This is a genomic window from Streptomyces sp. CB01635 (assembly GCF_002803065.1).
Classification (GTDB): domain Bacteria; phylum Actinomycetota; class Actinomycetes; order Streptomycetales; family Streptomycetaceae; genus Streptomyces.
The window spans coordinates 311,607-323,898 of the sequence record NZ_NNBL01000004.1; the positions used below are offsets into that span (position 1 = coordinate 311,607).

Genomic DNA, 12,292 nt, shown 5'->3' on the forward strand with positions numbered 1-12,292 from the left:
GCGCAGAAATCTCGCGCAGAAACCTCGCGAAGACATCCGGAGAGGCTTCCGGCTGAGGGCGGAGGGGTTCGTTGCCGAATGAGCGTCGGAGCGGCGTATGGAAGTGTGATGGTGCGGGAATTCAACGGCGATAAAAGCGTCTTCCTATTCCCGTGGACGGCGGGGAGCATGCCGCGGAGAAAGCGCAGTATCCTCATGCAATGCGTATCGGAGAGCTGGCGCGGCGCACCGGAGTTCCGGTCCCCACCATCAAGTACTACTCGCGCGAGGGCCTGTTGCCCCCGGGCGAGCGCACCAGCCCGAACCAGGTCGCGTACGACGATTCCCATGTCCGCAGGCTCAAGCTGATCCGCGCCATGCTGGAGGTCGGCGGCCTGTCCATCGCGGCCGCACGCGACGTCCTGTCCGAGGTCGACTCCCCGACCCGCACGGTCCACGGCATGCTCGGCGTCGCCCAGTCCGCGGTGACCAGGGCCGCCGTCGAGCGGGGCACCGACGAGGACCGGGAGCGGGCCGAGGGCGAGGTCCGTGAGCTGGTGCTCCGGCACGGCTGGGCGGCGAAGCCGGAGAACCCGGGCTGGCAGGCGCTCGTCCAGATCGTGCTCACCTACCGCGACCTCGACCGGGGTGACCTGCTCACCCTGCTCGACAAGTACGCCGCCGCGGCAGGGGAGTTGGCGGTCGCCGAGCTCGGCGCGCTCGCCGATGTGCCGAGCGCCGACGGCAAGGTCGAGGGCGTCGTCCTCGGCACGGTCCTCGGCGACGCGGCCATGGCGGCGCTGCGGCGAATCGCCCAGGAGGACGCCTCCGGCCGCATCCGCAGCGGGCGCAAGCACAGCGCGTAGCCCCCGCCGGCTCACCCGGCGTACGCCAACAGCGGTGCCACCGGCGCCAGGTGGTGCACATGGGCGGGCGGCAGATTCCCGAGCACCGTCTCCGTGCGGAACCGGTGGCGGTCCAGGGTCCGCCCGACGACGGCCTGCACCGCGAGGGTCCGCTCGCGCGCCCCGCCCGTCGTGAACACCCGGCGCAGCCGCGGCATCCCCGCGTACGCGAAGAACGACAGCGTGCCGCCGGGACGTAGCGCAGCGAGCAGCCGGCCGAATATGTCCTCGACCGTGCCCGCGTCGAAATTGGCGAACGGCAGACCGTACACGATGGTGTCGTAGCTCCCCAGATCGTGCTCTTGCACGAGCCCGGTGAGCAGCCGCACGCGCTCGTCGCCGCCGTAGTCGCGGTGCAGGAGTTCGGCGAAGCGGGCGTTGGCCTCGACCAGGTCGAGGGTGTCCAGGGCGCCCAGCGAGGCCCTGATGCGCCGGGTCACGGCGCCCGTGCCGGGGCCGACCTCGAGGACGGCGCGGGCGCGGCCCGGGCTGGGGATGACATGGCGGGTCAGGGCCCGCGCCAGCAGGGGACTGCTGGGCACGATGGCGCCGGTGTCCCGGCGGGTGCGGGCGAACTCTCGGAGGAACAGCGTCACATCGGTCATGGCCACCTGCGTCATAGTGATAGTGAAACTATCGATAGCGTAGGTTACTGTTGAAGCCCAGGACACGCCCAGTCGCTGCCCGCAGCGCCGCCCGTGGGCATCTGACCTGGGAACACGCCTCACCAAAGACCCGGCACATGCCTCCAAAGAGGCATCGGGCCCAGGGAAAGGGAGACCGATGGACTTCGCCTCACTCGTGTCGTGGGCCGACTTCACGTCCGGCCTGTCCACCCGGATGTCGGGCGCCGCCTGCTGGGCGTACGCGATCCTCGCGGTCACCACGCTGCCGCCCCTGCTGCCCAACGCGGTGCTTCTGATCACCGGCGGGATGCTCGCCGCGCGCGGCGAGATGTCCCTCGTCCTGGTCCTGCTCTCGGTGGCCGGCAGCGCGCTCGCCGGCGACGTCCTCATCCACCGCTTCGGCTGGTTCGCCGGCCGCAGGGTGCGCGGCGGCGCCGCGGGGCGCGGACGCAGGGGCGAGCTGTTCGACTGGGCCGCGGGGCGGGTGCAGCGCGGCGGCATCCCGTTCGTCGTCGGCGTCCGCTTCCTGCCCAGCGGGCGCCTCCTCGGCGGGCTCGCGGCCGGCGCGGCGCGCTACCCGGCCCGCAAGTTCGCGATCGGCGCCGCGCTCGCCGAAGTCGTCTGGGCCGCCTGTTCGGTGGGCGTGGGCTACGTCGGCGGGGCGGTCAGCGACGACCCCGTGTACTCCGTCGCGACAGGCCTCGGCCTGTCCGTCGCCGTCGGCGCCGTAGCGGCGCTCGCACAGCGCAGGGCCACCGCACCGGCGGCGAATGTTTCCAAGGGGGCATAGCGCAGTCCCCGTGACGCGGATATCGGACGCGCACGTTTCCCGGAAGTCTCGGAAATCGTGCGCTGAGGGCCGAAATCCATTTTCGCCGACCACCGCCGACGTCACGCGACACAGACGTTTGCCACACGCCATTTGACTGATTCAGGGAGACAGAAGTGTTTGCCGCTATCGGAAAGTTCACCGCGCGGCGCCGGAAATGGGTCGTCACCGCGGCGGCCGTCTTCACGCTGTTCGCCGGCGTGTGGGGCACCGGGGTCTTCGGCTCGTTCACCGGCGGAGCCGGCTTCGACGACCCGGCCAGCGAGTCCGTCCAGGCCGACAAGGTCCTCGACGGCGCGCTCGGCCGCGAGTCCAACGACCTCATCGTGCTGTACGAGTCGAAGGACAAGGGCGCCACGGTCGATTCCTTCGGCACGGCAGTCCGTGCCGCACTCGACGACGTCCCGCGCGCCGACATCGCCCGCCTGGACTCGTTCTGGCACCCCGGCACCCAGAACCCGAGCGCCTACGTATCAAAAGACAACCAACAGACCTACGCCACCGTCCAGTTCACCAGTGACGACGACCAGAAACAGGTCGCGGCACTGGAGAAGATCAGGGACGACTTCACGGCCGACGGCGTCACCGTCCGCTACGGCGGCGTCGCCGCGATGACCGACCAGGTCAACACCCTCACCGGCTCGGACATCGCGCGTGCCGAAATGCTCTCGGTCCCGATCCTGCTGATCCTCCTGGTCCTGATCTTCCGCAGCGCGATCGCGGCGCTCCTGCCGCTGGCCGTCGGCTCGTTCGTGGCGCTGGGCTCCTTCGTCGTGCTCCGCGTTCTGACGATGTTCACCGAGATCTCCGGCACGGTCATCAACGTCATCACGATCCTCGGCCTCGGCCTGGCGATCGACTACGCGCTCTTCCTCGTCAACCGCTTCCGCGAAGAACTCCACGCGGGCGCCGACGTCGACAGGGCCGTGGAGCGCGCCACCGCGACGGCGGGCCGCACGGTCGCGTTCTCCGGCGTCGCCGTAGCGATCTCGTTTGCCGGACTGGCCTTCTTCCCCTCCCGCTTCCTCTCCTCGATGGGGTACGCGGCGGTCGCCGTAGTCGCGTTCGCGGTGGTCGGCTCCCTCACGCTCCTCCCCGCCCTCCTGAGCTGCACCGGGCACGACATCGACAAGTGGCGCATCCCGCTGGGCGGCAGGAACCGCGCCCCCAAGCCGGAGAACGAAGGCCGCTGGTACCGCACAGCGCACGCGGTCATGCGGAAGCCGCTGCTCTCCTCCCTGGCGGTCGTCGCCGTCCTCGTAGGACTGGGCGCACCGCTCCTGGGCGTCAACTGGGCACGCCCCGGCGAGTGGGTGCTGCCCTCCGACGCGGACGCGAAGGTGGTCGGCAAGACGCTGGCGTCGGACTTCGGCACAAACCCCGCACAGATCATGACGTCGGTGCTCCAGGGCTCCACCGGCCCCGTGGACCGCGCCGAAGCAACGGCCTACGCAGCCGAGTTGGCCGACGTGGACGGCGTAGCCTCGGCGACCCCCACGGCGTTCGAGGGCAACGACGCGCGCATCACGCTCCGCTACACGCCGGACGCCATGTCCGACGCCGCGCAGAGCATGGTCCACGACCTGCGCGCCACGGCGCCCCCGGCCGGCGCGGACGCACTCCTGACGGGTATGCCGGCGTCCCGGGCCGACATCGTCGGCATGATCGGCGACCGCCTCCCATGGATGGCCCTGTTCGTCGCGGTCGTCTCGTTCCTGGTCCTCTTCATGGCCTTCGGCTCCCTGCTCCTCCCGCTCAAGTCGGTGATCCTCAACCTCCTTTCGCTCCTGGCCGCGTTCGGGGCGATCAAGTGGATCTTCCAGGACGGCCACCTCTCAGGGCTCCTCGACTTCGAGCCGATCGGCGCGGTGGACGCCAACTTCCCCGTCCTGGTGGTGGCGATCGCGTTCGGCCTCGCGATGGACTACGAGGTGTTCCTGCTCTCCCGCGTCCGCGAGGAGTGGGAGGTGAGCGGCGACCCGGTCGAATCGGTGGCGCTCGGCGTCCAGCGCACAGCCAAGATCATCACGAGCGCGGCGCTGCTGCTCGTCGTGGTCGTCGGCGGCTTCATGGCCTCCTCGATCCTCTTCATGAAGATGATCGGGGTCGGCCTGGTCATCGCGGTCCTCGTGGACGCCACGATCGTACGAGGCCTGCTGGTGCCCGCGACGATGGCGCTTCTGGGCCGGTGGGCCTGGTGGGCACCGGCCCCACTGGCCCGCTGGTGGTCGAAGTACGGCTTCCGCGAGTCCTCGGCCCCGCCGCCCCCGCCGACGCCCGCACCGGCACCGCGCTCAGAGGCGCTGCGGTGACGTTGCACTCCGCAGGGCGGGCGGGTGAGGCGCCGAGCACGGAGGCGCCCGGCCCGGCCGCCCTGCGCCGTCTGCGTCGGATGCTTGCTCTGATCCATACCTCGCACAGCGCAGCAACCACGGTGTGGGCCTTTGCGGGCGCCATTCTCATCGCGCCGGCGGTGGGCTGGTACATCCGGATGAATCTCACCTGAGGCGCGCTCCAGATTTTTCGGAGTTCGGTGGTCTGCGGATGTCGAGAACGCGCCACCGGCTCCGTCCCAGGGACATCAGCGGCCACTACCGGCCGCACGAGGAAGAAGGAGAAACCAGCATGGCGATTCAGCGGATGGACAACGTCGGCATCGTCGTCGAGGACATGGATGCCGCCATCGCGTTCTTCGTGGAACTCGGTATGGAGCTGGAGGGCAGGGCGGAGGTCGAGGGCCTCGTCGCCGACCAGTGCACCGGACTCGACGGCGTCCGCTGTGACATCGCGATGGTCCGGACCCCGGACGGTCACAGCCGGCTCGAGCTGGCGAAGTACCGCAGCCCCGCGGTGATCGGCGCCGGGCCGCGCAACCGGCCGCACAACATTCTGGGCACGCACCGCGTCATGTTCGCCGTCGACGACATCGAGGACACCGTTGCCCGCCTGCGCCCTCACGGCGCCGAACTCGTCGGCGAGATCGCCCGGTTCGAGGACAGCTATCTGCTCTGCTACCTCCGCGGCCCGGAGGGCATCATCGTCGGACTGGCCGAGCAACTGCACTGAGAAGGAGAAACCGAACCACGCAGCCGAACGGAAGCCATGAGACGGACCTCGGAGAGAGGTGGCTCGCCACCTCTGAAGTCGTTTATTAGCGTGGCGGCAACTTTGCAACTCTGCCCATATCGGGGCGTATTGATCGCGAGAGTGTGGGCCAAAATCGCCGACGACCCTCAGCCTCAGCTGTGATCGCGGTCGGCTCCGCGGCTTTGGGCGGGAACTGCCGTGGGGCGAGTGATCATGGCCACATGGTGGCTGCGCGGCGGCGGGCGCACGCCGCCGCGGCGCCGACCGACCCGCCGCCAAGAACTTCGACACGTATGCGACACGGCGACCCGCAGAAACCCGGTGACGGCCGGACAGCCCCGGACCCACCCCGTGATCGTCGGGGGAGTGGCCGGGGCTTCTGTGCGTGTACGGAAAGGGCCCCTGACCAGCAGAAATGCCCTACCGAAGTAGGGCCGATGAGAGGCGCCCCCGGCAGGACTCGAACCTGCGGCCAAGCGCTTAGAAGGCGCCTGCTCTATCCACTGAGCTACGGGGGCCGGTGTGTGGCCGGTGGCTCGGGACGGATGTGGGGGAGATCCGTGACCTTGCCGGGACCAAGGATAGGGCTCCCGGATCCCTGTCCCTGCTGCTTCGCCTCCGTGGCACGATGTGGAGGTTCGGTGAAGCGGTCCTGATAATCGCAGGCAGGTACGAATCTTGCACCGCTTTTGGCGTCTCACGCCCCGGGTGTTGTGCACTCGTTATGCCTGCGCCCCAGTCGTCCCTTCCGTCCCATGGACCGGATGGGCCGCATCGGCGCGCAGAGACGTCCATATGCTTCAGAAAGCCGCCAAAATTGGGCATTCTTCGCATGTGGTGACCTTGGACGTACGGCCTCAGTTGCTCGACGCACTCTCCGCGCTGCGCGACCGTGTCGCCGCCGCGCGCTTTCCCCTCCCTCTCCCGGGGGCGCCGCGTGCGCGTGCCAACCGGGTGGAGCTCCTCGCGCAGCTCGACGACTATCTCGTGCCCCGGCTGAAAGACCCCGAAGCCCCGTTGCTCGCCGTCATCGGCGGGTCGACCGGCGCCGGGAAGTCGACCCTCGTCAATTCCCTCGTCGGGCGGAAGGTCAGCGAGGCCGGCGTGCTGCGGCCCACGACCCGTACTCCCGTACTCGTGTGCCACCCCGAGGACCACCGCTGGTTCTCCGGCGCCCGCGTCCTGCCCGACCTCACCCGCGTATGGACGCCCCGCCGCCCCGACGACATCGAGCTCGGCGCCGCCGCCCCCGCCGACGACGACGAACACGTCCTGCGTGTCGAGACCTCCGGCAACCTGCCCCGTGGGCTCGCCCTCCTCGACGCGCCCGACGTCGACTCCCTCGTCGCCCGCAACCGCGTACTCGCCGCCCAGCTGATCAGCGCCGCCGACGTCTGGATCATGGTCACCACCGCCTCCCGCTACGCCGACGCCGTGCCCTGGCACCTGCTGCGCAGCGCCAAGGAGAACAACGCGACCCTCGTCACCGTCCTCGACCGCGTGCCCCATCAGATGGTCGCCGAGGTCTCCCGCCAGTACGGGGCCCTGCTCGCCAAGGCCGGACTCGGCGACGTACCGCGCTTCACCGTCCCCGAACTGCCCGAGTCGACCGGCGGCGGCGGCCTCCTGCCGGCCACCGCCGTCGCCCCGCTGCGCGCCTGGCTCAGCCACCGTGTGCAGGACCCCACTGCCCGCTGCGCCGCCATCGCCCGCACCGCCAACGGAGTCATCGACTCCCTCCGGGTCCGCACCCCCGGACTCGCGGGCGCCGTCGCCTCCCAGTACGCAGCCGCCCTGCGCCTCACCGCCATCGTCGACGAGACGTACGCGAGGGAGCACGCGCGCGTGCGCACTCGGCTCCAGAGCGGCGGCGTGCTCGCTGGGGATGCCCTCAAGCGGTGGCGCAGCTACCCCCTCGACTGCGCGCCGGTCGAACTGCTCGACGCGCTCACCGAGAGCCTCGGCGCGCTCCTCCTGTGCGCCGTCACCGCCGCCGACGAACACATCGACGATGCCTGGCACCGCGACCCCGGGGGCGCCGCGGACGGACTCGCCGACCGCGACCCCGACCTGGAGACCGCGGAACACCGCATCGGTATGGCCGTACGCCGCTGGCGCCGCATGCTCGAGGAGTACGCGGAGGAACAGGTACGCACCCTCGACACCACTCCGCCGCCCGACACCGAACTCGTCGCCGCCCTCCTTGCCACCGCCCTCCTCGGCGGGAACCGCGCCCGCAGCGCCGGCGAGAGCCTCGCCGAACGGATCGGTGCCCAAGGGGCCCTGCGCCTGCGCGACCGGGGCGGGCGGCTGCTCACCGAATACCTGGACAAGGTGCTGGCCGTGGAGCGCGACCGCAGGCTCGCGCCGCTCGACGCACTCGACGTACAGCCCGAGTCCCAGGCCGAACTGATCGCCGCGCTGTCCGTACTGCAGAAGGAGAGGTGACCGCGGTGACCACCGTCACGGACCACACCGATCACACCGAGCACGCCGAGCACGCCGATCACACCGAGCCCGCCGACGGCACGGAACCGGCCGGGCGCGTGGATCCGCCCCGGGAGGACGTGGACGGCTCCGGCGGCGGCGCCTGGGACGACGGGCTCATCGCCCGGCGCGTCGCGGACTCCGGTGTCTTCGACGTGGAGGCCATGCCCGACTCGTACGCCCACGAGGACGGGCTCCAGGGCGCCGACGCGGCGCTCGTCGAACGCCTCGACGCGCTGCGCGAACTCGTCGGGCTCTCCCGCGCCCGCGTCGACGGCGCGGCCCTCGCCGAGGCGGGCCACGTGCTCGACGAGGCGGCCGCCCGGCGCAGGCTCTCCGTCCGCCACACCGTCGTCGCCATCGCGGGCGCCACCGGCAGCGGCAAGTCGACTCTCTTCAACGCCCTCGCGGGCGTGCCCCTGTCCGAGACGGGACTGCGCAGGCCCACCACCTCCGCACCCATCGCGTGCAGCTGGACGGACGGCGCCGCGGGGCTCCTCGACCGGCTCGGGATCCCCGGCCGGCTGCGCCGCCGCCCGCTCCAGGGTCAGGGTCCCAAGGACGCGGACGCGCCGCTCAAGGGGCTCGTCCTGGTGGACCTGCCGGACCACGACTCGGCGGCGGTCGAGCACCGTCAGCAGGTCGACCGGATCCTCGCGCTCGTCGACGCCGTCATCTGGGTGGTCGACCCCGAGAAGTACGCCGACGCGATGCTGCACGAGCGCTATCTGCGGCCCCTGGCCGGCCACGCGGAGGTCACCTTCGTCGTTCTCAACCAGGTGGACCGGCTGCCCGGCGAGGCCGCCGACCTCGTACTCGACGATCTGCGGCGCCTCCTCGACGAGGACGGGATCGCGCTCGGCGAGCACGGCGAACCGGGCGCGACCGTACTCTCCCTGTCCGCGCTCACCGGCGACGGCGTCGATGAACTGCGCGAGTCCCTGGACCAGTTCACGCGCGAGCAAGGCGCCGCCGCCCGCCGGATCGCGGCCGACATCGACGCGGCGGCGCTGCGGCTGCGGCCCGTCTACGCGACCGGACGCAAGAGCGGGCTCAGCGAGGACGCCCGCGAGGAGTTCACCGACCGCCTCGCCGACGCCGTGGGCGCCGAGGCCGCGGGACAGGCGGCCGAGCGCGCCTGGCGCCGCAACGCCAACAAGGCGTGCGGCACCCCCTGGCTGCGGCTCTGGCGCTGGTACGAGTCCCAGCGCAGCCCCAGCGACACGCTGACGGTCAGGCCCTTGCCCGCCGACGACGAGGCGACGGCGCGCCAGCGCGTGGAGCACGCGGTGCGCATCGTGGGCGAGCGGGCGTCGGCGGGGCTGCCGGGGCCATGGGGGCAGGCGGTGCGGGAGGCGGCGACGCGGGGGGCCGAGGGGCTCCCGGAAGCGCTCGACGACCTGGCGGTCTCGGCGGGGTCGCCGCCGCCTCGGCTGCCGAGGCCCGGCTGGTGGCCGGTCGCGGTCCTCGCACAGGTCTCCATGACGATCATTCAGGTCATCGGCGGACTGTGGCTTTTGGGGCAGATCATCGGGGTGCTCGATCCGAATCTCGGAGTTCCGGTGCTGCTGATGCTGTGCGGCATCATCGGCGGACCGTGTGTGGAGTGGTCGTGCCGGATGGCGGCGAAGGGGCCGGCGCGGCGCTACGGGCTCGACGCGGAACGGCGCCTTCGGGAGGCGGCGGCGGGGTGCGGGCGAGCCCGCGTCCTCGATCCGGTGGCCGCCGAGCTGCTGCGGTACCGGGAGGTCCGGGAGCAGTACGTGAAGGTGACGGGGTGACCCCCGCGGACGTGGGTCGCCACCTGGTCGGGTGACGGGGATTTCCACAACTGGCCGGTAGAACACAGGCACCAGCGGGCTCGCCCCGGCACAGGCACTCTGAGATCGCGGCCCGGAAGCGACCGGGAACGCGGTACGGACGAGGCCGTGCGGGACGGGCCCGCACGCGTCCGTGCGCAGGGGAGGGGTGGACCGACATGAGCGAGACGACAGTGACGGTCGTGGGTAATGTCGCGACGACGCCGGTGTACCGGGAGCTGCCGAAGGGGCCGGTGGCGCGGTTCCGGCTCGCGGCGACGGCCCGGCGCTTCGACCGGGTGCGCAACGAGTGGGTGGACGGGCACACGAACTTCTTCACGGTGTGGGCGTGGGGCACGCTCGGCACGAACGTGCAGGGCTCGCTGTCCATCGGCGAACCGGTGCTGGTCCAGGGGAGGTTGCGGGTGCGGGACGAAGAGCGGGGCGGGCAGCACTGGACCTCGGCGGACATCCAGGCGTCGGCCGTCGGGCACGACCTGTCGCGCGGGACGACCGCGTTCCGGCGGAGCCGGCAGACCCGGCCGGGGCGCCAACCGGACGGCGACGAGCCGTCGTTCGAGATCGAGCCGCAAGGGGAGAGCGAACCTCAGCAGGACCAGCCGGACCAGCCGGACCAGCCGGACCAGCAGGACCAGCAGCAGAGCGATCGGCGAGAACCGGCCGTCGTCGGCTGAAAGAGGTCGCTGAGCCCTCGGATCGCGGCTCGGCCCGAATGCGGCCCGAAGTGCGGCTTATCTGCGAATGAACACCGGTTCCGTGCCGTTGATTTGTCGATAAGCCAGGGCTGTAATCATTAGCGGCGATAACGATTCCGAGTCGGATCGCTCTCGTACCGCTCTGACCTGGGGACTGTGGTGCGCGGCTTCCTTAGGATGCCGGGCGTAGCCCACGGGGCCATTGATTCGGATGTCTGCTCAAGCGTCTGATTCACACATCGTTCTGTCGGCGGGACGTCACCCCCCTCGTGCCAATGTCTCCCGCCTGAAGGGGAATTCTGTGTTCTCTGCGGTATCTGTGTTGTCGGCGGTCACCCCACGCGGGCGGGGCGCCGCCCGCCTCGCCGCGGCGGCCCTGGTCTCCGGACTCGTGGCCACCGCCGCGATATCCGGCGCCGGCGCGGCCTCTGCGGACGAGGTCCCCCAGCAGCAGGGCGGCGCGACCGCCACGATCGGCGGGCTCAAGACCTACGGTCAAGCCGTCATCCACGACAACGGCAAGGACCAGCCCGTCTCCGCCGGACTGTTCGAGATGTCCGTCGACAACGGCGGCACGCTGCAGACGTACTGCATCGACATCCACAACCCGACCCAGCGGGACGCCAAGTACCAGGAGACTCCCTGGAGCGGCACGTCGCTGAACGGGAACGCGGACGCGGGCAAGATCCGCTGGATCCTGCAGAACTCCTACCCGCAGGTCAACGACCTCGCCGACCTGGCCCGCAAGGCCGGCGCCGGCAGCCTCACCGAGAAGGACGCCGCGGCCGGCACCCAGGTCGCCATCTGGCGCTACTCGGACGGCGCGGACGTGGACGCGGTCAGCCCCGCGGCCGAGAAGCTCGCCGACTACCTCCAGAAGAGCGCCCAGCCCCTCGCCGAGCCGAAGGCCTCGCTGAACCTGGAGCCCTCCGCCGTCTCCGGCCGCGCCGGTGAACGGCTCGGCCCGGTCACGGTCCGTACGAACGCCGACGGCGTGAGCGTGACGCCGCCCGCCGACGCGGCCGCCAGCGGGGTCAAGGTCGTCGACAAGGACGGCAAGCCCGTGACGTCCGCCGTCGACGGCGGGCAGCTGTTCTTCGACGTGCCCGAGGGCGCCGCCGACGGCACGGCCGCGCTGACGGTGCAGGCGTCGACGACCGTGCCGGTCGGCCGGGCCTTCGCCTCCGAGACCCGCAGCCAGACGCAGATCCTCGCCGGTTCCAGCGAGTCCACGGTCTCCGCGACCGCCACGGCGAACTGGGCGAAGAAGGGCGCGGCCCCCGCGTTGTCGGCGCAGAAGAACTGCGACAAGGGCGGCGTGGACATCACGGCGACCAACAAGGGTGACGAGGCGTTCACCTTCGAGCTGATGGGCCTTGAGCACACCATCGCGGCCGGCGCCTCGCAGACGGTGACGATCCCGTTGCAGGAGGACCAGGCGTACGACTTCACGATCAAGGGTCCGAACGGCTTCGAGAAGCGGTTCAAGGGTGTCCTCGACTGCAAGACCGAGAGCACCGCGGGCGGCAGTGAGCAGCCGTCGTCGCAGCCCAGCCCGGCCTCCGTGGGCGGCACCGGCACCAAGGCCGGCGACCTCGCCGAGACCGGCAGCTCGAACGCCACCCCGCTGATCGCGGGCATCGCCATCGCCCTCGTGGTGATCGGCGGCGGCGCGGTCTTCCTGGTCCGCAAGAAGAAGGCCCCGACCCAGGACTGACCCCGACCACGCCTGACCCCGGCCCCGGCCCGCCTCCACGGCGGCCGGGGCCGTATGCGTTCCCGGCCGCACCCGGAGCGTCACCAACAGTGACGCACACCACGCGGTTTCCATCCGGGGGTGGCGGTCAGGCAAGATGGGGTGTAT

Annotated in this window: 9 protein-coding genes and 1 tRNA gene; 8 read left to right on the forward strand and 2 right to left on the reverse strand. The window is 71.0% G+C overall.

The window, feature by feature from the left end; translation table 11 throughout:
• Positions 1 to 200: 200 nt before the first annotated feature.
• Entirely contained in the window at positions 201 to 845 is a 645-nt protein-coding gene (locus CG723_RS16395) for a MerR family transcriptional regulator (RefSeq protein ID WP_100594137.1), read from the forward strand.
• 11 nt (positions 846 to 856) lie between these two features.
• On the opposite strand, the gene CG723_RS16400 is transcribed toward CG723_RS16395, so the two are convergent.
• Entirely contained in the window at positions 857 to 1,504 is a 648-nt protein-coding gene (locus tag CG723_RS16400; protein WP_234374337.1) for a class I SAM-dependent methyltransferase, read from the reverse strand.
• 163 nt (positions 1,505 to 1,667) lie between these two features.
• Between CG723_RS16400 and CG723_RS16405 the strand changes: the two genes are divergently transcribed.
• The 3 genes from CG723_RS16405 (at position 1,668) to CG723_RS16415 (ending at position 5,405) form a co-directional block, all read left to right on the forward strand.
• Complete coding sequence (locus tag CG723_RS16405) at positions 1,668 to 2,300, forward strand: DedA family protein (RefSeq protein ID WP_100594138.1); 633 nt, start codon at positions 1,668 to 1,670, stop codon at positions 2,298 to 2,300.
• Between the two features lie 155 nt (positions 2,301 to 2,455).
• Positions 2,456 to 4,651 carry an MMPL family transporter gene (locus CG723_RS16410; RefSeq protein WP_100594139.1) on the forward strand — a complete coding sequence of 732 codons (2,196 nt, stop codon included), beginning with the start codon at positions 2,456 to 2,458 and terminating at the stop codon, positions 4,649 to 4,651.
• Positions 4,652 to 4,964: 313 nt separating this feature from the next.
• A complete protein-coding gene (locus CG723_RS16415; RefSeq protein ID WP_100594140.1) occupies positions 4,965 to 5,405 on the forward strand; it encodes a VOC family protein in 441 nt (146 codons plus the stop codon).
• Positions 5,406 to 5,871: 466 nt separating this feature from the next.
• Here the strand turns inward: CG723_RS16415 and CG723_RS16420 are convergent.
• Positions 5,872 to 5,944 (reverse strand) — tRNA-Arg (locus CG723_RS16420).
• Between the two features lie 277 nt (positions 5,945 to 6,221).
• On the opposite strand from CG723_RS16420, the gene CG723_RS16425 reads away from it, so the two are divergent.
• The 4 genes from CG723_RS16425 (at position 6,222) to CG723_RS16440 (ending at position 12,145) form a co-directional block, all read left to right on the forward strand.
• On the forward strand, positions 6,222 to 7,874 hold the full coding sequence (locus tag CG723_RS16425) for a dynamin family protein (RefSeq protein WP_199841788.1): 1,653 nt from the start codon (positions 6,222 to 6,224) through the stop codon (positions 7,872 to 7,874).
• Positions 7,875 to 7,879: 5 nt separating this feature from the next.
• Entirely contained in the window at positions 7,880 to 9,694 is a 1,815-nt protein-coding gene (locus tag CG723_RS16430) for a GTPase (RefSeq protein WP_234374338.1), read from the forward strand.
• A 197-nt stretch (positions 9,695 to 9,891) separates the two neighbouring features.
• Positions 9,892 to 10,407, forward strand: coding sequence for a single-stranded DNA-binding protein (locus CG723_RS16435; RefSeq protein WP_100594142.1), 516 nt, complete (start codon positions 9,892 to 9,894; stop codon positions 10,405 to 10,407).
• Positions 10,408 to 10,729: 322 nt separating this feature from the next.
• A complete protein-coding gene (locus tag CG723_RS16440) occupies positions 10,730 to 12,145 on the forward strand; it encodes a Cys-Gln thioester bond-forming surface protein (protein ID WP_234374339.1) in 1,416 nt (471 codons plus the stop codon).
• Positions 12,146 to 12,292: the final 147 nt, after the last annotated feature.